This window comes from Corynebacterium gerontici, assembly GCF_003813985.1.
Classification (GTDB): Bacteria; Actinomycetota; Actinomycetes; order Mycobacteriales; family Mycobacteriaceae; genus Corynebacterium; species Corynebacterium gerontici.
Genome location: NZ_CP033897.1, coordinates 192,337 through 215,443, shown reverse-complemented (window position 1 = coordinate 215,443; position 23,107 = coordinate 192,337). Strand labels below are relative to the sequence as shown.

Genomic DNA, 23,107 nt, shown 5'->3' with positions numbered 1-23,107 from the left:
TTATGCTATCGCGCATGGGCTTTTTCACTTTGCGCCGGTCGCTGAAATTGCTGCTTTCCTTCCCGCAGGAGCAAAAGGATCCCGAGCGCTTCTACACGGATCTCGCGCGCGATACCCGGCGTATGCTGGAAGAACTCTTAGGCCCAATTAGTGGCAAGCGCATCTTGGACGTCGGTGGTGGCCCCGGTTATTTCCGTGAGGCCTTCGCCGATTGCACCTACATCTCTTTAGAGCTCGACGGCGGCGATGTGCGCGGTGATGCCCAGGCTCTGCCCTTTGCCGATGGGGCTTTCGACGTAGTGTTTTCCTCCAATGTGGCCGAGCACGTCCCGCACCCTTGGGTGATGGGTGATGAGATGCTGCGCGTTGGCGGCGATGTGGTGCTCAGCTACACCATCTGGTTAGGCCCATTCGGTGGGCATGAGACGGGCTTGTGGCAGCACTATCTTGGCGGTGAATTTGCGCGCGATCGCTACACCAAAAAGCACGGGCATCCGCCCAAGAACTCCTTTGGCACCACCATGTTTGCGGTCAGTTGCGCCGAGGGGCTGCGCTGGGCTGATCGGGCGATTCCGGATAGCGAAAAGCTCGCGTTTCCCCGCTACCACCCACGCTGGGCGTGGTGGATGGTGAAGGTGCCGGGGTTACGCGAGCTTTTAGTAAGCAACCTGGTTATCGTGCGACGCGCTGCTTGAGCGCCTCGAACTGATCAAAGATCTCCTTTGGCACACGATCGCCCAAGGTCTTGAGGTATGCCTCATTATCTTCAACCTCTGCCTGCCACTGCTCGGCAGGTGCGCTGAGTGCCTCGCGCACGTCTTCGAGCGGGGTGTCCAGGCCGGTGAGGTCCAGGTCCTCGGCGCGGGCGGTGTGGCCTGCGGGGGTCTCGTCGGCTTCGACACGGCCTTCGAGGCGATCCACGATCCACTTGAGTACGCGGGAGTTATCGCCAAAGCCAGGCCAGAGGAAGCGACCATCATCGCCGCGGCGGAACCAGTTGACCAGGAAGATCTTGGGCATCTTCTCGCCGCCCTTTTCGCCCATGTCAATCCAGTGCTGCAGATAATCGCCCACGTTGTAGCCGATAAAGGGCAGCATGGCCATTGGGTCGTGGCGCAGTGCGCCAACCTTGCCCTCGGCAGCGGCGGTCTGGCCGGAAGATAGCAGGGCGCCAACCATGGTGCCGTGGTTCCAGTCGAAGGTCTCGGTCACCAGCGGCACGGTGTCGGGGCGGCGTCCGCCAAAGAGGATTGCGTCGATGCGCACACCGTTGGGGTCCTCGAATTCCTCTGCCGCGATGGGGCACTGATCAATTGCCACGGTGTAGCGGGAGTTCGGGTGAGCGGCGTCCGTGCCGGACTCCGGAGTCCATTCATTGCCCAACCAGTCGATGGCGTGCTCGGGCTTGTTTTCCAGCTCTTCCCACCACACATCGCCATCGTCGGTAAGCGCAACGTTGGTGAACAGGGTGTTGCCGGGCTCCATGGTGCGCATAGCCTGGGGGTTGGACTTGTAGTTGGTGCCAGGGGCCACGCCGAAGAAGCCGTTTTCTGGGTTGAAGGCATACAGGCCGTCCTCGCCGAAGCGCATCCATGCAATGTCGTCACCTACAACCTCGGCCTTCCAGCCTTCGATGGTGGGGTTGATCATGGCGAGGTTGGTCTTACCGCAGGCAGAGGGGAATGCGGCGGCAATGTGGTAAGTCTTGCCCTCAGGGGAGGTGAGCTTCAGAATCAGCATGTGCTCGGCAAACCAGCCCTCTTCCTTTGCCATCACGGACGCGATGCGCAATGCGAAGCACTTCTTGGCCAGGATGGCGTTGCCGCCATAGCCGGAGCCGTAGGACCAGATTTCCTTGGTCTCTGGGAAGTGGGTGATGTACTTTTCCTCATTGCAAGGCCACGCCACGTCCTTCTGGCCAGGCTCCAGCGGGGCACCCACGGAATGCAGGCAGCGCACGAAGTCGCCGTCGCCCAGGCGCTCAAGCGCCTTGGCGCCCATGCGGGTCATGATGCGCACAGAAAGTACAACATAAGGGGAATCCGTAAGCTGCACGCCGATCTTTGGATCCTCGGCGGCCAGCGGGCCCATGGCGAAAGGCACCACATACATGGTGCGACCCTTCATGGCGCCACGGAAACGCTCGGTGAGTTCCTTCTTCATCTCTGCAGGATCCGCCCAGTTGTTGGTGGGACCTGCGTCCTCTTCCTTTTCGGAGCAGATGAAGGTGCGCGACTCTACGCGGGCAACGTCATCGGGATTCGAGCGTGCGAGGAAGCTATTGGGGCGCTTTTCCTCGTTGAGCTTGATCAGAGTGCCGCTTTCAACAAGCTCAGACGTGAGTCGATCCCACTCTTCTTGGCTTCCGTCTACCAGCACAACATCGTCTGGCTGGAAGAGTTCTACGTTTTCCTCAATCCAGCTCAAAAGTGCCTGATTCTTAATGCGGTCGTCGAGCATCGCGTCTCCTTGTCGTTGATTCCTCAATCCAGCGTAGCCACTCACTTTGCCCCCGAACATGGGCACGTTTGTAACCTGCACCACAAAATAGGCTTACCTGCAGATCTACCCCCGATTAGCAGCAGGACACCCCCGTTTACCCTGTGGCATTACCCACCCCGTTTGGGGGTACTTTTTCTTCGTTGCTCTTTTGGGGTGCAAAAGGGCAAAATTGAGGGGATGCCTAATTCTCAAACCAATTTCAATGAAACTTTCGAAAACGACCTGGACTACCCCCGCCTCGGCTCGGTGAGCTTCCGCCGCGGCACGCTCACCGACAACCAAGAAGCCAATTGGAACGAGCACTGGCCGCACCTCGGCAAGGAGCTCTCCAAAGAGCTTATCGACGTCCCCGCGTGGTTCAACCGCCAGGACGCCCCCACCATCCTCGAGATCGGCTCAGGCACTGGTACTTCCACGGCAGCAATGGCACCGCTCGAGGCCGACACCAACATCATCGCCGTTGAGCTGTACAAGCCGGGCTTGGCAAAACTGCTGGGCGCAGTGGTGCGCGGAGAGATCGACAATGTGCGCATGATCCGCGGCGATGGCGTAGAAGTACTCACCCACATGTTCGCGCCCGAATCACTCGACGGCGTGCGCATCTTCTTCCCCGACCCCTGGCCCAAAGCGCGCCACCACAAGCGACGCATCATCCAATCCGGCGTGCTCAACCTCATCGCATCTCGCCTGAAGCCGGGCGGCGTCTTGCATGTGGCCACCGACCATGCCGACTATGCGCAGTGGATTGAGGAACTGGTGGACGTCGAAAAGCAACTCGAATATATGGGGTGGCCCTGGCAGGAATGCCCGCAACTGACCGACCGTCAGGTCATTACCAAGTTTGAAGGCAAAGGCCTGGAACAAGACCACACCATCCGCGAATTCCTTTGGAGGCGCAAGTGAGCAAGAAACTCCTGCTGGTTTGGGACGCACCAAACCTAGATATGGGACTCGGCGCCATCATCGGCGGCCGCCCCACCACCGCACACCGTCCCCGCTTCGACGCCGTGGGCCGCTGGCTTTTGGCGCAGGCCGGACGCATCAGCCACGAAACCGGGATGCACACCGAGGCCGAGGCCACCGTGTTCACCAACGTCACCCCCGGCGCCGCAGACCAAGTCAAGCCCTGGGTAGAGGCACTGCGCAACGTGGGCTTTGCCGTGTTTGCCAAGCCCAAGATCCACGAAGACACCGACGTGGACCCGGACATGGTGGCGTTCATTGAAGCCAACCGCGAGGAACTCTCAGGCGTTGTGGTGGCCTCCGCCGATGGCCGCAACTTCAAGGAGCTGCTGGAGGGACTCGATTGCGAAGTCACCGTCCTTGGCTTCCGCGAACATGCCACCTGGGCCATCAACTCCGAATCCATGAATTTTGTGGACCTCGAAGATGTACCCGGCGTGTTCCGCGAACCCCTGCCGCGCGTAGACCTGGACAATCTGCCGGAAGAAGGTGCCTGGCTGCAACCGCTGCGCCCGCTCAGGAGCCTCAATGTTCAATAAATGGGGCAGCGCGGCCTACCGCTTCAGAAAAGTCATCCCACTGGCAATTCTGGCCATCATCTTGGCCATCTACGGCATCTTCGGCACCAAGCTGGATGAACGCCTCAGCCAAGAAGGCTGGGACGATCCAGGATCCGCCTCCACACAAGCGGCAAAGATCGAACAGGAAATGTTCGGTCGCGATTCCAGCGGCGATGTGATCCTCATGTTTGAAGGCCTTGACAGGGAAACCGAGATCAAGGCCTATTTGGACACACTGCAATCCGAACACCCCGATGAGATCAAGCAGGTGGTGAGCTATTTTGATAACCACCAGGAACTCATGCGCAATGGCGATACCGCCTTCGCCGCAGTGGCCCTGAAAGGCGATGGCGAGCAAACGCTAAAGGACTATCGCAAGATCAAACCCGACCTTGAATTTGAGGGCATGGAAGTAGCCGGCGCTACCGCTGTCGCCGACGCGCTTGATGAGGGCATGGCCGGTGATATCCACCGCGCCGAAATTTACGCGCTCCCCGCAGTGGGACTGCTCCTGCTGCTGGTGTTTGGTTCCATCGTGGCGGCCCTCATGCCGCTGCTCGTGGGCATTCTCTCCATCCTCGGATCCATCGGCGTGCTCTCCGTGCTCGCCGGGTTCACACAGGTCAATGTCTTTGCGCTGAGCGTGGTCACACTGCTTGGCCTGGGTTTGGCCATCGACTACGGACTGTTTATGGTGTCACGCTTCCGCGAGGAGCTCGACCGTGGCCAAGCCGTCCCCGATGCCGTGCGCATCACCACCGCAACCGCAGGCAAGACGGTGGTGTTCTCCGCTGCCATGGTGGCCGTGGCGCTCTCGGGACTCTTCGTCTTCCCCCAAGCCTTCCTCAAATCCGTGGCATATGGCGCGATTAGCGCCGTTGGCCTGGCAGCCCTACTCTCCATCACCCTGCTCCCCGCCATCTTCGGCCTGCTGGGCAAACGCATCGACGTGGGCACAATACGCAAGACCCGCCGCGATGCCCGCAGGATCCAAGACACCTGGTGGTACCGCGTGCCAGCCTGGTCCATGCGCCACGCAAAGGCGCTCACCGTTGCCATCGTAATCGCACTACTGGCACTGACAGTGCCGCTATTTGGCATCAAGTTTGGCGGCATCAACGAAACCTATCTTCCGCCGAATAATGAGGTGCGCCAGGCGCAGGCGCACTTCGATGAAACCTGGCCCACCCTGCGCACTGATCCCATCAAGCTGGTGATCGCTGGCGCCGACAATGCTGAACTTGCGCAGGTGTACCAGCAGGCAAACCAGGTCACCGGCCTTGCCGACCGCTTCAAGCCAGTGCACCCCACTAAAGATGGGGTGACGGTACTGGCTGCGGGAATCAGCAATCGTGATGATAATGGGAGCGTCGTCAAGCAATTGCGCGCCATCGACGCCCCCGAAGGCGTTGAGGTCTACATCGGCGGCACGCCCGCCATGGAAGTGGAGTCCATCGAGGCCTTGTTCCATAGGCTGCCATGGATGGCGCTCTACATTGTGGTGGCCACCTTCATCCTCATGTCGCTGGTGTTTGGTTCGCTCATTCTGCCCGCCAAGGCCGTGATCATGACCATCCTTGGCATGGGCGCGACGCTGGGCGTACTCACCGCAATGTTCGTAGACGGCGTGGGTGCGGAACTGTTCAACTTCTCCCCCGGCCCGCTTATGAGCCCCGTGTTGGTGCTCATCATGGCGATCGTCTACGGCCTTTCCACCGACTATGAAGTCTTCCTGGTCTCTCGCATGGTGGAGGCGCGCGACAATGGCGCCACCACCGACGAAGCCATCAACTACGGCACTGCGCGCACCGGTGGCATTATTACCGCGGCCGCGCTCATCATGATCGTGGTGTGCGGCGCATTCGGGTTCTCTGAAATTGTGATGATGAAGTACATCGCCTTCGGCATGATCGCGGCGTTGCTTTTCGACGCCACCATCATCCGCATGATGCTCGTGCCCGCAGTGATGCACCTGTTGCGAGAGGACAACTGGTGGGCACCCAAGTGGGTAAAGAAAGCATCCGCAGCGCTTGGGCACAACCAAGTTGTGGTGGCACAACCCGGCCGATCGGGCCGCCCCGCAACCGGCAATAATGAGCTCGTCCCCTTCAACGAGTTGATCAATCGACTCCAGCACGAGGACTAAGAGGACCAAAAACGTGAAGCAGTGGTTGCGCTTTCTCGGCCCCCTGGCAATCCTTGCCATCGCGGCCTTTTTGTTGCGCGACAAAATGCCCTTCCTTGCCGAGGGCTACCAGCAGGTGCTCGACGCCAACAACGTGGGGCTCGTGCTTGCGCTGATCGTGACCATCGGCTCCATGTTCGCCATGGCTGAGGTGATGCGGCTGCTTCTAATGGCCGGCGGCACCAAGGTGTCGCTGTGGAAAACTGCAGAACTGACCTTCGTGGCGAATGCTTGGTCCTCAACCTTCCCCGGCGGCGCCGCCATCAGCACCGTGTATCAATACCAAACCATGCGCAAGTGGGACGTCTCGGTAATTGTGAGCTCCTGGTTCATTGTAGTTTCCGGAGTGCTTTCCACGCTGTGGCTAGTGGGCCTGGGCATCGTGTCCATCTTGTTCCTCGGCGCCTCCTTCAGCATCTGGCCGCTGCTGGGATCTGCGACCGTGATGCTCGGGATTGCCGTGCTGGTGTACCTTGCCACCACCCACCCGAAGGCCACCTCCAGGATTATCTGCAGCGAGGTGCGAACCTTCAACCGGCTCATGCGCCGCGACCCCGAACGCTGGATCCCCGCCATCCGCAAACACGTCCGCCAACTTCACGCAGTGCACTTGCCCAGGCGGCGCTTTGCCCTGATCGCAGCGCTGAGCCTCGCCAATTGGATGCTGGAAATCTTAGGGCTCTGGCTATGCATCTGGGCAGTCACCGGCGCACTGCCCGGGCTTGAGCGAGTAGGCGAAAACCCCTCCTTCTTGGGGGTAATCCTGGCCTTCGTGACGGCTAAAATTGTCGGCACGGCCCAGGTCACACCGGCGGGGTTGGGGCCGGTGGAAGCGGCGATGACCGCCAGCCTGGTGGCAGTGGGCATGACCGCCTCCAGCGCATTCGGCGCCGTCTTCGTGTACCGCATTCTTGCATTTGCACTCATGACCATCCTTGGATGGATTATCTACCTCATCTCGGTTGCCCGAGGTGGAATGAAAGCAGGAGAACAATCATGAAAACTCTCGGCATCGACCTTCTCGCCGTGTTCATCTTCGCCATCCTGGCGCGGCTCGCCCACGGCGGCCTATCCGTTGTGGAGGTGCTGAACACCTTCTGGCCTTTTGCCATCGGTGCGATCATCGGCAATGTCGTAGCCCATGGTCGTGGCGTTCCCGTGTGGTTGAGCACCGTCATCTGCGGGCTCGGCATCTGGGGAGTACGCCACGATGCCTTCCCCCACTGGAGCTTTATCCTGGTAGCAAGCGTGATGAGCGCGATCTTGCTGCTTGGATGGCGCCGCCTGTGGCAGCCCAAGTAAGGTGCAGCAACAACAATCCCAGCAGCACGTGGGCGGCACCGTCGAATCCGGTGAGATGCGCGCCCAGGCACACGGTGCCCACCGGGAAGGTTGAAGCGAACCAGCTCGGGTTATAGGGCATGGCGAAGGCCACGGACCAGTGGCGGTACAGCGCATACGCCACGAGGGGAACCCCGATGCTCAGCATGATAACCCCATAGGTGTGCGCTCCCCACAGCAGATGCGCGGCGGCGGTGGATTGGCCGACAATACCCAGCGGAATCCAAGTAGTGGTACGCAACGCTAGCGGCACCTCGGCGCGCAGATACGCCACCACAAAGGTGGGAACGCCAGTGGCCCACGCCAGCGCAAACATCGCCATGCCGATGTGCATGATCAGATCACTGCCTACATGAGCACCTAATTGCGCGGAACTCGTGGCCGTCACCATCGGCGCCACCAGCGGCAGGCCCCACGTGAAGGCTGCGGGGCCTGCCTGCCTACGCAACAACGCAAGCGTGTACCAGATGCACGTGACCACGCTGAGCGCACCGCCGATCGCCCACAACACCGCGTGCACCCACCACAGGCCCAAGGTGGCCGAATACGCCGTGCCTAACGCCAGCAACCCCATCGAATACATGCCCCAAGCCGGCATGGTGCGAGTGCAAAATGCTTCCCGGCGCGTGACTAAAATAGCCAGCACAGATGCGGCGAGCAGCAGCGCGTGAGACAGCCACGTCAGACCGAAGGTATACGTCAGTGTTGCCGTAATTGAGGTGCCCATCAATGCACCAGACCAAGCGGGACCAAGTTTCATAGTGCCAAGCCTAAACCTCCGCCCGGCCGAGCGGGAGAGCGTTTTTCCCTGTAACAGCTACAATGAAACAATGTACCTCGTGCCTGATCAGCCCACCCTCGCCGCTCTTCTAGCGGTATATCGAGAAGGAGGGATGGCCGCCGGTGCCCGCGCGCTGGGCGTATCCCAGCAAAGCGTGAGCGTGCGCGTGGCCAAGGCGGAGGATGCCTGGGGCTTTGCTGTTTTTGAACGCTCGGCGCAGGGCTGCAAGCCGAGCCCCAAGGGTCAAGAGATTCTTGTAGCTCTGGAACGTCTCGAGGCCGCCACCAACGCTTGTGCCGCTGACATTGCGCGCGTGTGCGATCCGGTGTTGCGCATCGCCGCCTCCCATACCGTCGCTGAATATGATCTTCCCCATTGGGTCAGTGGCCAGGTGCGCGTGTTGCTCGCCAATAGCCACGAGGCTCAGCAGTTGGTACTCGAGGGCGCGGTGGACATCGCATTCATTGAAGGCATTGAGCTTGTCGACGCACTCAGCTCCCGCACCATCAAAGCGGATCCACTATCAGTGGTGGTGCCGCAGGATCATCCCTGGCCGCAGCGCATTACTCGGGAGGAATTGCGCCGTGTGCCCATGGTGTTGCGCGAACGTGGCTCCGGCACCCGTGAAGTGATTGAACAGGCGACGGCCCTGGCGAAACCGGCGGCGGAATTTGCCTCGCTTGCCACGCAGCGACGCGCCATCCTGGCACTGGGCGCGCCCGGGGTGTTGCCGCTGAGGACCATCACGCCGGATCTTCGCGCCGTTGAGGTGGAGGGAGTGGATCTGCAGCGCGATATCCGCGCGGTGTGGCGAACACTCAGCCCGGCCGCCGAGCAGCTTCTCAACCGAGCCCTGGCGAATCCTGAGCCTTAGGCCACCATGCGCCCGCGTTGCTCTGGGAGCAAGAATGAGGCTGTGGCGGCGATAATGAACGCCGCCGAGAACACGAAAAAGAGCGCACCCCTTGGAATCAGCGGCACTGCTAAGGGCGCCACGATCGAAGCCAAGCGTCCGAACGCCGCCGCCTGACCGGTGCCGGTGGCGCGCAGATTGGTTGGGTAGAGCTCCGGGCCGATGGCGTAGAGCGCGCCCCAAGCACCCAGATTCATCATGGAGAGGCAGCAACCCGCCACTACCACTTGCCAATCGGTGCTCGCCAATGCGAAAGCCACTGCCGAAAGCGCCGAACCGATCAGCATGGTTGCCAGCGTGGGTCTGCGGCCCCAACGTTCGATGAGCAGGGCAGCAAGCGCGTAGCCGGGCAATTGCGCGATGGTCATGATGAGCGTGAATCCGAAAGATTTGACCAGGGTGTACCCGTCGGCGTGCAGCAGCGAGGGGATCCACAAAAACGCGCCATAGTAGGCGAAATTGATGCACAGCCAGACAGTCCACAATGCGATAGTTCGCCTACGCAATACTGGGGCAAAAATGCTGTTGGCCTGAATGTCCTCGGCTCCGCTGGCCTCCCGCTCGACGGGGCGGAAAAGCACCTTGGAACTGCGTATCTTGGCAATCACCTCATCTGCTTGCTCATGGTGACCTTTGGCGCGCAGGTAGCGAACAGATTCCGGCAGCCCCAATCGGACCACGAAGGCATAGGCCGCCGGCGCACAGCCGATCAGCAGCGCCCAGCGCCACCCCTGCTCGGATTGCCCAACCACGAAGGTGCCGATTACCGCAGCCAGGATCCACCCAACGGCCCAGAATGCCTCCAGCAGCACCACCATGCGCCCGCGCACTTGTCGGGGCGCAAATTCACTCACGTAGGTGGAAGCGACGGGCAGCTCCGCGCCCAGCCCGAGGCCCACCACAAACCTCAAGGCGATGAGCATGCCAAGGCTTGTCGACGCCGCCGAGGCACCAGTGGCGACGCCATAGACCAAGAGGGTGAGCGCGAATATATTACGTCGGCCGAACTTGTCTGCCAATAAACCACCCAGGGAGGCGCCGATCGCCATACCTACAAAGCCGATGGAGCCCAACCAACTACTTTGGGTTGGCGTGATCCCCCAATGCGCCACGAGGGCTGCCATGATGAAGCTCATCAGCCCCACGTCCATGGCGTCCATAGCCCAGCCGAGGCCTGACGTTCCCAGAATCTTTGCGTGCGCCCGCGTGACGGGCATGGTATCGAGTTGTGCTTGACTCATGCTTCCCATCCAAAAACACTTTTAGCTTTTTGCATGCCAAGCGTCACTCAGCATTGATTAATAATTACGCAATGGGAACATTAAATCTAGAGCCGCTGCCCCCGTTTGGGAGTAGCGGCTCAACGATTCCAAGGCTTAATCACATCGGCATGATGGTGTGCTTCTTGGGCAGATCATGCTCAACCTTAGTTTCCATATGGCGAAGCGCCTGGCGCAACGCGATGCGGGTATCGCGCGGCTGAATCATGGCATCGATGTAGCCACGCTCGGCGGCCACATAGGGGCTGGTCATGTTCTCGTCGTAGAAGTCCATGAATACCTTCTTCATGTACTCACGCTGGGCTTCATCTTCGATCATGGCGAGCTGCTTGCCTTGAATCATCACCGAAGCAGCCGCAGCACCCATCACAGCGATCTGTGCGGTGGGCCAGGCAAGGTTGATGTCGCCGGTGAGGTTTTTCGATCCCATCACCGCGTAGGCACCGCCATATGCTTTGCGCACAATCAGCGAGATCTTTGGCACCGTCGCCTCCACCAGCGCGAATGCCAGCTTCGCGCCGCGGTGAATCAAACCGGAAGTCTCCTGCTCAACGCCTGGCAGGTAGCCGGGCGTATCCGCTACGAAGAGCACCGGGATGTTGTAAGCGTCGCAAATGCGGATGAAACGCGCGCCCTTATCGGCGGCGTCGGCGTCGATGCAGCCAGCAAACTCCAGTGGCTGATTGGCAACCACGCCCACCGATTTACCGTCGATACGCGCAAAAGCCGTAATGAGGTTTGGGGCGAAGCCCTCCTGGATCTCCAGGATGTCGTCGTTATCGAAGAGCAGCTTCAGCAGATCGTGCATGTCATAGCCCGCGTTCGTGTCATCGGGCATGAAGGTGTCCAGCGCCTCGGCATCAGCCACCTCAGCATCCGCTGGAGCCCAATAGCTAGGGTTTTCATCCTGGCAGGTCAGCGGCAGATGCTGCAGAAGATCGTGAACGAAGTTGAAGGCATCTTCCTCGTCGGCGGCCACGTAGGAAACGTTGCCATTCTTTTCCTGCTGCCGTGCAGAGCCAAGCTCCTCAGAGGTGATCTCCTCGCCCGTGACCTCCTTGATCACTGCGGGCCCAGTGACGTACATTTCTGCACGCTTATCCACGGCAATCACAAAATCCGTGGTCACGGGGGCGTATACGGCGCCGCCAGCAGACTTGCCCATCATGATGGAAATCTGGGGGCTGCGGCCAGACAGCGGTAACTGGCGCCTGGCGATCTCCGAATACATCGCAAGGGAGGTCACGGCGTCCTGAATACGGGCACCACCCGAATCCTGAATACCGATCACAGGACAGCCGATCTTGATGGCCATATCCATCACTTCACAGACCTTGCGCCCAAACGTCTCACCCACCGATCCGCCATAGACCGTTTTATCGTGGGCATAAATGGCCACGGGGCGGCCATCAATGCGGCCATAGCCAGTGACAACGCCATCGCTATAGGGCGCGTCAGCGTCGTCAGGCGTGCGCCCAAGAGCACCGATTTCCACGAAAGAACCGGCGTCAAGGAGGCGGTCGATGCGCTGGCGAGGGGAGGTGAAACCGGCGGCGTCACGCTTCGCGCGAGCCCGCTCAGAACCTGGGTCCTGCGCTTTTTCTAGGCGAGCGCGCAGGTCAGCGAGCTTTTCCGCCGTGGTTTCCAAAGTCACTCCCTCATCGATGAACTATCCAACTCATCTACGATAGTGGAACCACCCTACAAGTTGATAATGCGATTGCTCATTGCCACGCCCACCTTGCCAATTTCCGGTTCATCAACCACCGCCAAGTGATCGCCATTGAGGTGGATAATTTCCAGATCCTTCACGATCTGCTTCCAGCCGCCGTCTTCATCGATCTCCGCGTAGGAAGGCTCCAGCTCAATGGCCCCATCGTGCATGCGCTCGGCACGGAAGAGCATCACGGGAGCATCCACGCTTTCCCAACGGCTGAAGTCCAGGCGGTCCAGAATGCGATTATCCACAAAGGACGCGCGCTGATGCTCCAGCACACCGGCAGAAAGGCCATGCTCTGAGGCATCGGTGTTGGCAAGGAACTCAGCCATCATCCCAAGCAGCGCGTCTTCACCGGCAGATTCCAGCAGCTCATAGGGCACCGGGAAGTCCAAACCGTAGGTCTTCTTGGCAAACGCCGAATAGCGCTCCCAGCGTCGCTTCGTTTCTTCCGGCGTATCCGGTGCGGGATGAGCAGGACGAACCGTGTCCAACAATGCGATGAATGCCACGTCCACGCCCTCAAGCTGGTGTGCCACCTCATACGCCAGTGCGCCCCCGAAGCTCCAGCCGCCCAGCACGATGGGCAAACCGTCGGAGTACTGCTTGATCTCCTCCAAATAGCTGGCAGCGCGATCTTCCAGCGATCCTTCCAGGCGCTCCACGCCGTAGACGGGCACGTCTTCAGGCAAACGACGCATCAGCGGTTGATACACCACGCTGGATCCGCCAGCCGGGTGGAACATGAATACCGCTGGCTTGGTGGAGCCCTCCGGGCGGGCACGCAGCACGCGGATATTGCCCTCGACATCGGTTTCGAGGCCTTCGCGCACCAAATCGGAGAGCGGCTCAAGCGTGGTTGCTTCCAGAACCTGCTGTGCGCTCACCGCAACTCCGGCGCGATCCGAGAGCCTTTCGGCAATCGCCTGGGCGTGATCCTCACTGATCTTCGGCAGCTCACTGGTGACACCCGCGGGTGCCTTGCCCACGATGCCCGACCACGTGGCGAACACCAGGCGTTCGGAGGCGTCGCGGGGCGCTACGCCAACGCCTTGCGGCTTCGAATCTTCTGCAGGAGCTTCTGCCTGCTCAGGCGCGGACTCAGGTGCGGGCTCGCCGGATTTGCCGGCAACGAGGTCTTCTACCAACGTCACCACGTCGGCCACGGAGGCGTCGCGAAGCGCCTGCACCTGCAGCGGTGGAATCTGGAACTCGTGCTCAATGCGGTTCTTGATGCGCATGCCCATGAGCGAATCCAAGCCGAGGTCGATCAGCGGCAGTTCGCGGGGCAGATCTTCGACGTCATAGCCCATGGCCTCAGAGACGATGGTGCGCATGCGCTGCTCTACTGACTCGCTGCCATCCCACACCGGCGCTTCGGGGACAGCCTCCACTTCGGACTCGGGGGCGCTGTGGGTGGGGGCTGCGGTGGTGGCGAAACCTTCGGCCAAAGCGATGGTCTGCTCCCCCATCACGCGGAATACCTGCACGGTAATGCCCGCGACGTTCCTGATCACCACGGTGCTCAGCTCTCCAGATGCGGGCAGCGGTGCTTGTTCTTCCATCGCCAGCAAAGTGGCACCGGGCAACACCGCTTCCACTGCGGATTCCACCAGGGCTTCGAGGCTCGGGACCTGCTCGGCAACGGTGCTGAAGGCGATTTGGCCGGGCAGCGTCACCTTCGCCCCTGGAAGATTCACATGCTGCGATTGCGGACGCGCGGCCGTCCAATAGCGCTGGCGCTTCCAGGGCACACCCGGTGCCGCCTGCACGGGGCCGGATCCATAGAGCTTGGAGAAGTCAATGTCGCTTCCCTGCACATACATCTTGGCCAGCAGATCGCGGATGGTGTCGCCGGCATCGAGCTTGCGCTTGAGCGCGAAGAGCAATTGCGCGTCTGCTTTGCCCACGCTAAAGGCGGTATTCATCATGCCCATGAGTGCTACGGGGTTCGGGGAAATCTCCACGAGCATCTCGTAGCCATCAGCGAAAGCGCGCTCGGTGGCGCTTTGGAAAAGCACCGGCTGGCGGGTGCAGCGCAGCCAGTAGTCAGCATCGTGCACTACCTCGCCCGGCTGATAAGTGCGCTCCTCCACGGAGGAATACAGCGGGATGCGCAGCGGGCGTGGTGTAATCATGGAGGTTTCTGCGGCGAGTTCGCCCAGCAACGGCTCCACGGCACTAGTGTGGCCTGCGCCTTTCACGTTGAGCATACGGGCAAACTTGCCCTCCTCCTGCAGGCGCTCAACCAGTGTCTCCACAGCGGCGCGCGGGCCGCCCACGGTGGTCATACCGGGACCTGCAAATACGGCAGGCTCGATGCCATCCTCAAAGCCGGTATCGGCTGGCAGCTCCACCACGGCCATGGCGCCAAGCTCGTCCTCGGGCAATGAAGCCTCGCCCTCTCCCATGAGACGGGCGCGGTGGATCGCCACCATCATGGCGTCCTCGGCGCTGAGTCCACCGGCGGCGTAGGCCGCGGCGATCTCGCCCATGGACATGCCCATCACAGCCTTAGGCTTGGCACCGAATGCTGCCAGCAGATCCGTCAGCGCGATCTGGATGGCGGTGATGGCCACCTGCGCCGTTTCGGTGTTGTAGGTCTGCTCATCGTCTTCGACAATGTCCAGGATGGACCATCCGGCCTCGAACTCGACGAGCTGATCCAGCTCGCGAAGGCGCTCGGCAAAGGCCTCCGATTGACTGCTGAGGTCCTTGACCATCTTGCGGTGCTGCGAACCAAAGCCAGAGTAGACGAACACTGCGCCTTGACCCGGCGCGTCTGCAGCGGCAATGCCGACGCTGACCTTGCCTTCTGCCACCTGCTTGAGACGCTTGATCGCCTCATCCTTGGTGGCGGCCTGCACGACCGCGCGCGAGCGACCATGGTTGCGTTTGGCCAGGGAACGCGCGAGCGCGGGCAGATCATCGCCCACCGCTTCTGCCACGGCGGCGGCAGCTTCTCGACGTCGCGAAGGCAGCAATCCAGAAACGGCGAACACGCCCGCTCCGGTATTCAGCAGTGCAGGCTCTGTTTCCGCTTGGGCGTCGTAGGACTGCAGGACGACGTGCGCATTGGTGCCACCGAAGCCAAAGCCGGACACACCGGCAACCTTGTGGCCGGAGTATTCGGGCCATTCGCGGGGATCTTCTACCACCTCGATGTGTTGGGCATCGAAATCAATGTAGCGATTGGGCGCGCTGAAGTGCAAAGAAGGCGGCAGCACATCGTTGTTCATTGCCAGCACCGTCTTGATAATGCCCGCCACGCCAGCGGCTGATTCAGTGTGGCCGAAGTTGGTCTTGGCGCTGCCCAAAAGCGTTGGGGTGGCGAAGTCGCGTCCAGCCCCGAGAACTTCACCAATCGCATTGGCTTCGATTGGGTCGCCCAAAATGGTGCCGGTGCCGTGCGCCTCCACATAGTCCACGGTGTTGGGGTCCACGCCCGCGTCGGCGTAAGCGCGCTGCAGCACATCCACTTGCGCGTCGGGGTTGGGGGCGGTGATGCCATTGGAGTGGCCATCGGAGTTTACCGCCGAGCCCTTAATCACTGCCAGGATGTTGTCGCCATCGCGTTCTGCATCGCTGAGGCGCTTGAGCACCACCACGCCCGCGCCATCGCCGCGCACGAAACCGTCGGCGTCGTCAGAGAACGCATGGATTTTGCCAGTTGGGCTAAACACCCCGAGTTCACCAAAAGCGGTGGTGACGAACGGGGCTGCGAGGATATTCACGCCACCGGCAATGGCCACATCAGCGTCGCCGTGGCGAAGCGCACGCACTGCCTGGTGCGTGGAAACCAGCGAGGATGAGCAGGCGGTGTCAACGTTGACCGAGGGGCCGCGGAAGTCGAAGGCGTAGGAAATGCGGTTCGCGATCACGGAGCTCGCCGTGCCGGTGAGTGCATAGGGATGAGATTCGGCGGGATCGGAAGTGATCAGCATGCCGTAGTCGTTATTGGATGAGCCCATGAACACGCCCACCGAGGATCCGCGCAAGGTATTCGCGGGGATATGCGCATGTTCCAGGGCCTCCCAGGTGAGCTCAAGCAAGATGCGCTGCTGAGGGTCAATATTGACGGCCTCAAGCGGGGAAAGCCCGAAAAATTCGGCATCGAAGCTGGCGACATCTTCCAGGTAGCCGCCGATGGTGTTGGTTTCTTCCAAGCGTTTCGACGTCACCTCATCGCCCGCATACTCGCTCCAGCGACCAAGGGGCGGCTCGCCCAGACCGTCGCGGCCTTCGACCAGCATCGACCACATCTCATCCAGGTTGTTCGCCCCCGGGTATCTCGCCGCCATGCCAACGATGGCCACGTCGTGTTCTTCTGAACGCTGGCGAGGTTGAGTAGCGGCAGCGTTGCGGGCAGGGGTGCCGTGGACAAGCCTACGAGCAAGGCCACTGATGGTTGGGTATTCGTAGGCGATGGTTGGGTCCAGGCGGGTGCCTAAGAGGCGTTCGAGCTCGCCGGAGAGGGCAACCACGTCTCGTGAGGACAGGCCGAAGGATTGCATCGGGAGGTCATCGTCGATGTCTTCAGTTCCCGTGGTTTCGCGAACCCAGTCGCGTAACCAAGCGCGCAGTTGCTCTACCGTCATCAAATCTTTCACCTTTCTTTTGCCCTCCTAGAGTAGCGGCAACAACACCATCGTCAGCATCGCACCCACCACAAAGTTCAACACCAGAAACACGCGCCACGCGCGATTCACGCTAGGGGAAGTCTGCCAGGTGACGCCCAAGAAGCGCGCCGCGTTCAGCGCATAGCCCGCGCCAGCCAATGCAATCAGCCACGAAGGCGAGGGAAGCAACAGTAGCAAGAGTGCAGAGACGCTATACGCCAACACCACAAGCTGAACCGTATGCCTCGGGCCAAGCTTGGTGGCAATAGAGTGCAAACCACCCGCGCGATCCGACTGCACGTCCTGCACCGCCCCCAGCGCATGGCTTGCCATCCCCCAAAGAAAAAAGGATGTCATCGCGATCCAGAAACCGCTGGGTGCTTCGCCGTACGCAGCACCGACGATCGCCGGGGTAACAAAGTGTGCCGCCGACGTTGCCGAATCGACAATGGGGCGTTCCTTGAAGCGCATGGGTGGCGCCGAATACGCCACAACGAAAAACGCAGAGATCAACAACCACCACCCCGCACCCTGGGCGGCCATGATCGCCAACAGCGGCACAGTGCTGAGGGCGGAAGCCCAAAGCAGCGGCTTGTGCATGGACTTGGGCAGTACTGCGCCCTCAACTCCGCCCTTGCGGGGATTGCGAATGTCCGATTCATAGTCGAACACATCGTTAATGCCGTACATCGCAATGTTGTAAGGAATCAGGAAGAAGAAGGTGCCCACCAGGAACAACCAATCCACTGCGCCGCCAGATAGCAAATAGGCAGCGGCAAAAGGAAACGCCGTGTTCACCCAGCTCAATGGCCGCGATGCGTGCAGAATCGATTTGATCATCGGCGCACCGCCGGCACAATCAGCGCCACAGCCAGGGCGTAGAAAAAGTCCTCAATGGGCGCGAGCCCAATACTGAGCCCAAGGCGCTGACTCTCGCCGTATCCCACCAAACCGGCGGCAATCATCAGATTGTCGAACACCGCAGTGAGCAGCAGCAATGTCGCCACGGTGATCGCCGTTGCCTTGGGCCAGCGCCCCCTATTGATCACCACCGCAGCGATCAGGAACGGCAGGCTAATCAAAAAATACGTCATCGCTGCACCCACCCCGCGATATTCATGGTGAGATACACCAGGAAGCACAAGAAGATTGGCTCCTCCACCGGCATTTCTGGGGCGAGTTCAATGCCAAGCATGTAGGGGGAATCACCGCGATAGAACGTGCCCGTGGCAATCCCCAAAGCGTCCCAGCACAGCAGCATGGCCAGTAGCGCCAGAAGGATGACTGCGCTGCGCCTCGGCGCGCGGAAGAAATTGAGCTTCCAGCGCCAGTCACACAGCACCATGCTGCCCAGGCTGAATAGTAGGAAGAGAAGATAAGCTGCGGACATCAGTGCTCCAGAGGGCCGCTGCTGGTATCGCCACGAAGACGCTTCACCACGTTTTCCGCCGAGATCAAACACATGGGAACACCGACACCGGGCACCGTCGTGGCGCCAGCGTAATACAAACCATTTACCTTCTTCGAAGCATTCGAGCCGCGCAGCATCGCGGATTGGCGCAGCGTATGCGCAGGCCCGACCGAACCACCCGACCAAGCGTAGAACTGCTCAGCAAAGTGCTGGGGGCCGATCACGTGGCGTTCGACGATCCGCTCACGAAGGTCTGGAATGTCGGCCCATTGGGCGATTTGGTCAATCGCCGCCTCCGCCACTTGTTCTTCGCGATTAAAGTTTGGCTGCGCGGGCACCGGCACCAGCACAAAGAGGTTTTCGTGACCCGTCGGTGCCACGTCTGGATCTGTAGCTGAGGGCTTGGAAATATACAGCGAGCGCGAAAAACCATTGGGGCGATCAAACACAGCCTCAAAATCGGCGTCCCACTCCCGGGAAAACAGCAGGTTGTGGTGCAGAAGTTGCGGTAGTTCGCCACGCACACCAAGGTAAAGCAAGACCGTGCCGATGCCCGGGTTGCGCTTGGCAAAATACTGCTCGGGATATGTACGCAGATGCCGTGGGAGCAGCGCATTCTCGGTGTGTTTGAGGTCCGCTGCTGAGACGACGACGTCTGCGTCGAGGAAGGTGGCGTCGACAAGCTCTACGCCCTGAACCTCCTTGTTGCTGCACACGATCTCGGCAACCTCCGCGCCGAGGCGAATCGTGGCGCCCTGCTCGCGAGCGACATCGGCGATGGCATCCACCACTGCAGCGAAACCACCCTGCGGATACAACACTCCCTGCGTGAGGTCAGTGTGGCTCATTAAGTGATACATCGCGGGGGTGTTCTTGGGAGAGGAGGAAAGAAATACCGCGGGATAACTCAGCATTTGGCGCAGACGATGATCCTGGAAACGATCATTCACGAAGTGCTCAAGACTGGTTCTCAGCAGCGTACTCAAGAAGAGCAGTTTCGAGGTCACGTCCTTGTGCAACGGCAGGCGGGTGAAATTGTTGTAAAGGAAATGCTGAACCGCTACCTCGTAGGTTTCTCTGGCGCTTTCGAGATAACGATCGAGCTGCTCACCAGCGCCCGGCTCGATCGACTCGAAGATCGCACGCGCATCGCTCACATCGATAGGATCCAGTCCCTCGGGGAAAAAGCGGTAGGCGGGATCTAGCTCCACCAAATCAAGGCGTTCCGCGGTGCTGGACCCGAAGAATTGGAAGAAGTGCTCGAAGGCGTCCGGCATGAGATACCAGGACGGCCCGGTATCCCAGCGGAACCCGCCGCTGCTGAAGGAACCAGCGCGCCCACCGATGTGGTTGTTCTTTTCCACGACGGTGACCTCGTGGCCTTCATGGGCTAGATATGCGGCGGTGGCGAGTCCCGCCACCCCTGCACCAATGACGACGGCTTTCATACTCATACCTTTCCTACTGCCGCGCTTGCGGCGAGCATCAGTTTGCGCCAATTCGGCACACGCACCCGGTGCGCGCGGATATCCTCCAGGCTCGCCGCTTCGAGCCTGTCGGTCAGTTCTTCATAGAGCCGCAGCGCGGCGGCCACGCCCATCCGCGCCCCGCGAGGGAGGCGCTGCATGGATTCTTTCGCCAGGGCAAGATCCCCACGTACACCCTGGATGATCTGCTGCTTTTTCGCCTCATCCAGGCCGGGATAGTAGCGCCTGTCCAAAGCCTGATTGTCCTCGTGGAGATCTCGGAGAAAGTTGATGTTTTGGAATGCTCGACCCAAGGCCTGCGCACCTGGGTCTAGTTGGGTTCGGTCCACGTCGTGCTCAAGCAAGAACGCGTCCAGGCACATCAGGCCGATCACTTCTGCGGAGCCGTAGATATAGCGCGCGCGTTGCTCATCGCTGAATTCCTTGCATTCCAGGTCTGAGCGCATCGAAGCGAAGAAGGCTCGCACATGCTCATCGGCAAAGTCACATCGGCGCGCGGAAATGGCGTAGGCGTGGACCACGGGATCGGTGTGAAAACGCCGCTTTGGCGCGCTGAGAATCTGTTGTTCGTATGCGTCTAGCGCTTCTCGTTGGCCGCTTTCCGCAGCGCCATCGACGATTTCATCTGCGATGCGAACCATTGCGTATAAATTGCGGATATCGCAGCGCACCCGTGGAGCAAGGAGTTTGGTTGCCGCTGAAAAACTGGTGGAATATTGCGCCATGACTTCTGCGGCGGCAGCATGCGCCATATCGTCATATCGCTCGAGCATCAGGTTCATCGCAATCGCTCCGGGAGTCGTTTCCAGGGTGGCTGGTGTTGCCAATTCACCCTAATGGTGTGCCAGCCACGCGCGAAACGTGTTCGGATGCCACCTTCGAGCGCTCGAGGATCCATCACGACGGGGTTCGCGAAAAACTTCACCTTTTCACCTGGGCGCACACGGAAAGAAAGGTGCATGTCATCGTGGACGAATGTGTCGCTGGGATCCGGGCGCACTTCGCGCCACCACTGGGTTCGCATGGAGCAGTTGGAGCCAAAGAGCGGCCAGTGCCCCAGCGCGGCTCCCACGCTGCAGTAGTAGGCCCCCAGGTAGAGCAGTGATTGCCGGGCAGGGCGGTGGTCAAACCAACCCCAGCCGCTCATGGCAACCACGTCCTCATCGGCGCGCTCCCAAGCACGACGTACCCTTTGGATAAAACCCGCGGGAGGCAGAATGTCGGCGTCGATACGGACGGCGATCTCCCCACTCGCATGTTGCATTCCTGCGTCCATCGCGTGAGTGATGCCCAGAAGAGGCTGATCGACCACGGTGGCGCCATATTGACGGGCGATCGCGGCGGATGCGTCACTCGAGGCGTTGTCCACCACGATGATTTCATCAGCGTCGCCCAGGTGGTGCAGCGCCCTTCGCAACAGGGCGGCATCGTTATGGCAGGGAAGGATCACGGAGATCGAAGGCATGATCCTTCTAACTTTAGCGGGTAATAGCGGTGCTAGCTGGAACTAGCTGGAAAGATAGCGCTTCTTTGCCACACGACGCGCGATCTTGCCAGAGGACGAACGTGCGATCTCATCGGGCCCCATGATGCGGATATCCTCAGGTTGCACGCCGTGAGCCTCCGTGACGGCGGCGCGAATGGCCTCGATGGCGGCTTCGTCGCCGGAAGGATCCTTATCCAGGTCGCGTTCGGCGAGGATAATGAGCTTTTCCACATCATCGCCTTCGATGGCGAATGCCGCCACCGCATAGGGACGAACCTGCTCGCTGGCGTGGTCCACGGTGTACTCAATGTCTTGAGGATAGTGGTTCCTACCAGCGACGATGATGAGATCCTTCAGTCGGCCAGTGATATACAGTTCACCGTCGACGATCATGGCGAGGTCGCCGGTGGCCATCCAGAAATCATCCTCGGGCAGGCCATCGCTGAGGCGCTCACCCAGGGTGTTGCGGAAGGTCTCTTGGGTCTCCGCCTCGCGGCCAAGGTAGCCGGCAGCCATGTTGCCACCGTGCGCCCAGAGTTCACCGATTTGACCTTCGGGCAGTTCCTTGCGGGTTTCCGGATCCACGACCACCATCTTCTGCGCGTTCACTACCTGGCCAACGCCAACCAGCGGCACGCCTTGTTCCACGACCTCCGCGCGATTTTCAGCGAGCGCCTCTCGGTCGAAGTGGGTGATGCGTGGGCGGTGCTCCGTTTGAGGAGTGGAAACGAGCAGTGATGCTTCCGCCAGCCCATAGGAGGGGCGCAGCGCTTGGCGGTCCAGCCCCATCGGCTCAAATTTTTCCAGGAAGTTCTCAACGGCCTTCTCGGTCACCGGCTCCGAACCAACGATCAGGCCAATCACCTTGGAGAAGTCATAGCTTTTCGACGTCTCAACCCGCGCCGACATCTCCAACGCAAAGTTGGGGATGGCGGTGTAGACATTGCCTTCGCCCTCGGCAAGCTGGCGCAACCAACGCTCGGGCTGTTGGATGAAGTCCCGGGGGCTCATGAACTCGTACTGCATGCCCAGCACATTCACCAAAGCAGCGGTGATGATGCCCATGTCATGGTGCAGCGGCAACCACGTGACCATGCGCAACGGCATCTGAATCTGGATGGAGCGGAAGATCTGGAGCACGTTGGTGATCACCGAACGGTGCGTAAGAATGACGCCGGCTGGGGTGCGGGTGGATCCCGAGGTGTACTGCAGCAAGGCTGGGGTATCTACCGGGTCGGCCTTGGGCGCGCCTTGGGGCTGCTGCCACTGGGTGGCCAAGGAATCTGGAAGCGCGTCGACGGAAAGGATTCGCGGGCGTTGCGTTCCGGGTATCGCCGCGAAGAACTTACGAGTGGCGGCAGCGGAAGTGCTGTTGGTCAGCACGACGGAGGGTTGCGCGTCGCCAATCACCGCATTGAGGTGATCGGCGTGGCCCGGCTCAGTGGGATCATAGAGCGGCACTGGGGTCATGCCGGCATACATGGAGCCCATGAAGGAGAAGATGTATTCGGGGCTGTTGTTTGCCAGAATCGCGATGCGATCCCCCGGCTGCGCGGTTTGCTGCAGACGAGCCGCGACCGCCTTAATGCGGGTGTTGATCTGCTGGCGGGTGAAGTCTATTGCTTCGCCTTCACGGGAGCTGGAGTAATCCCAGAAACGCATGCAGTGTCGATCCCCCTGTCCGGCGGCGAGATCCATCTGAAACAGAATCTCACTGAGCGCGGCAAGTGTGAGCTCGGGCGGCAGTGCAATATTGCCCTGCTCATCAAAGAATCGTCCCATCGCTGCTTGGATATCCATGGTGCTCCTTCGTGCGTTATTTTGGTAGCGAAACCTTAACAATGTTAAGGAAGTGACGCAAG

The 23,107-nt window shown here is 60.4% G+C and carries 19 protein-coding genes; 7 read left to right on the top strand and 12 right to left on the bottom strand.

The features are described 5' to 3' along the window. Positions 1-14: 14 nt before the first annotated feature. Entirely contained in the window at positions 15-695 is a 681-nt protein-coding gene (locus CGERO_RS01010) for a class I SAM-dependent methyltransferase (protein ID WP_123935818.1), read from the top strand. Here CGERO_RS01010 and CGERO_RS01005 read toward each other — a convergent pair. Beyond that, positions 673-2,460: a phosphoenolpyruvate carboxykinase (GTP) gene (locus tag CGERO_RS01005; protein ID WP_123932947.1), complete on the bottom strand. Its 1,788-nt coding sequence runs from the start codon at positions 2,458-2,460 to the stop codon at positions 673-675. The genes CGERO_RS01010 and CGERO_RS01005 overlap by 23 nt on opposite strands. Before the next feature lie 219 nt (positions 2,461-2,679). On the opposite strand from CGERO_RS01005, the gene trmB reads away from it, so the two are divergent. Genes trmB through CGERO_RS00980 form a run of 5 tightly spaced genes read left to right on the top strand, consistent with a single transcriptional unit; the run spans position 2,680 to position 7,512 of the window. Then, positions 2,680-3,405: a tRNA (guanosine(46)-N7)-methyltransferase TrmB gene (trmB, locus tag CGERO_RS01000; protein ID WP_123932945.1), complete on the top strand. Its 726-nt coding sequence runs from the start codon at positions 2,680-2,682 to the stop codon at positions 3,403-3,405. Further along, positions 3,402-4,004, top strand: a complete 603-nt coding sequence (locus CGERO_RS00995; protein ID WP_342768123.1) for an NYN domain-containing protein — start codon at positions 3,402-3,404, stop codon at positions 4,002-4,004. The genes trmB and CGERO_RS00995 overlap by 4 nt, the downstream gene beginning before the upstream one ends. Continuing rightward, positions 3,994-6,171, top strand: coding sequence for an MMPL family transporter (locus CGERO_RS00990; protein WP_123932941.1), 2,178 nt, complete (start codon positions 3,994-3,996; stop codon positions 6,169-6,171). The genes CGERO_RS00995 and CGERO_RS00990 overlap by 11 nt, the downstream gene beginning before the upstream one ends. A 25-nt stretch (positions 6,172-6,196) precedes the next feature. Further along, entirely contained in the window at positions 6,197-7,210 is a 1,014-nt protein-coding gene (locus tag CGERO_RS00985) for a lysylphosphatidylglycerol synthase transmembrane domain-containing protein (RefSeq protein ID WP_123935816.1), read from the top strand. Next, the gene (locus CGERO_RS00980) at positions 7,207-7,512 is read left to right on the top strand and encodes a DUF3054 domain-containing protein (protein ID WP_123932939.1); all 306 of its coding nucleotides are present in this window, start codon (positions 7,207-7,209) and stop codon (positions 7,510-7,512) included. The genes CGERO_RS00985 and CGERO_RS00980 overlap by 4 nt, the downstream gene beginning before the upstream one ends. Here the strand turns inward: CGERO_RS00980 and CGERO_RS00975 are convergent. After that, complete coding sequence (locus CGERO_RS00975) at positions 7,442-8,311, bottom strand: SLAC1 family transporter (protein WP_123932937.1); 870 nt, start codon at positions 8,309-8,311, stop codon at positions 7,442-7,444. The two genes, CGERO_RS00980 and CGERO_RS00975, sit on opposite strands and share 71 nt — an antisense overlap. Positions 8,312-8,390: 79 nt before the next feature. Here CGERO_RS00975 and CGERO_RS00970 point away from each other — a divergent pair, with 79 nt between their 5' ends. Next, positions 8,391-9,206, top strand: a complete 816-nt coding sequence (locus tag CGERO_RS00970) for a LysR family transcriptional regulator (RefSeq protein WP_206423906.1) — start codon at positions 8,391-8,393, stop codon at positions 9,204-9,206. Here the strand turns inward: CGERO_RS00970 and CGERO_RS00965 are convergent. From CGERO_RS00965 to CGERO_RS00920, 10 genes are all read right to left on the bottom strand, one after another. Then, positions 9,203-10,486, bottom strand: a complete 1,284-nt coding sequence (locus CGERO_RS00965; RefSeq protein ID WP_342768122.1) for an MFS transporter — start codon at positions 10,484-10,486, stop codon at positions 9,203-9,205. The two genes, CGERO_RS00970 and CGERO_RS00965, sit on opposite strands and share 4 nt — an antisense overlap. Before the next feature lie 139 nt (positions 10,487-10,625). Beyond that, a complete protein-coding gene (locus CGERO_RS00960) occupies positions 10,626-12,179 on the bottom strand; it encodes an acyl-CoA carboxylase subunit beta (RefSeq protein ID WP_123932931.1) in 1,554 nt (517 codons plus the stop codon). 47 nt (positions 12,180-12,226) lie between these two features. Continuing rightward, positions 12,227-16,840 (bottom strand): type I polyketide synthase, encoded by a 4,614-nt coding sequence (locus tag CGERO_RS00955; RefSeq protein ID WP_123932929.1) that lies wholly within the window; start codon positions 16,838-16,840, stop codon positions 12,227-12,229. Positions 16,841-16,867: 27 nt separating this feature from the next. After that, the gene (locus CGERO_RS00950; protein ID WP_123932927.1) at positions 16,868-17,701 is read right to left on the bottom strand and encodes a prenyltransferase; all 834 of its coding nucleotides are present in this window, start codon (positions 17,699-17,701) and stop codon (positions 16,868-16,870) included. Beyond that, positions 17,698-17,955 carry a lycopene cyclase domain-containing protein gene (locus CGERO_RS00945; protein ID WP_123932925.1) on the bottom strand — a complete coding sequence of 86 codons (258 nt, stop codon included), beginning with the start codon at positions 17,953-17,955 and terminating at the stop codon, positions 17,698-17,700. The genes CGERO_RS00950 and CGERO_RS00945 overlap by 4 nt, the downstream gene beginning before the upstream one ends. Further along, positions 17,952-18,251 (bottom strand): lycopene cyclase domain-containing protein, encoded by a 300-nt coding sequence (locus CGERO_RS00940; RefSeq protein ID WP_123932923.1) that lies wholly within the window; start codon positions 18,249-18,251, stop codon positions 17,952-17,954. Before CGERO_RS00940 ends, CGERO_RS00945 begins: the two co-directional genes overlap by 4 nt. Further along, positions 18,251-19,720: a phytoene desaturase family protein gene (crtI, locus tag CGERO_RS00935; protein ID WP_123935812.1), complete on the bottom strand. Its 1,470-nt coding sequence runs from the start codon at positions 19,718-19,720 to the stop codon at positions 18,251-18,253. The genes CGERO_RS00940 and crtI overlap by 1 nt, the downstream gene beginning before the upstream one ends. Positions 19,721-19,722: 2 nt before the next feature. Continuing rightward, positions 19,723-20,586, bottom strand: coding sequence for a phytoene/squalene synthase family protein (locus tag CGERO_RS00930; RefSeq protein ID WP_342768121.1), 864 nt, complete (start codon positions 20,584-20,586; stop codon positions 19,723-19,725). Next, positions 20,538-21,224: a glycosyltransferase family 2 protein gene (locus CGERO_RS00925; RefSeq protein WP_123932921.1), complete on the bottom strand. Its 687-nt coding sequence runs from the start codon at positions 21,222-21,224 to the stop codon at positions 20,538-20,540. Before CGERO_RS00925 ends, CGERO_RS00930 begins: the two co-directional genes overlap by 49 nt. Before the next feature lie 42 nt (positions 21,225-21,266). Further along, on the bottom strand, positions 21,267-23,045 hold the full coding sequence (locus CGERO_RS00920; RefSeq protein WP_123932919.1) for a FadD32-like long-chain-fatty-acid--AMP ligase: 1,779 nt from the start codon (positions 23,043-23,045) through the stop codon (positions 21,267-21,269). Positions 23,046-23,107 lie beyond the last annotated feature (62 nt).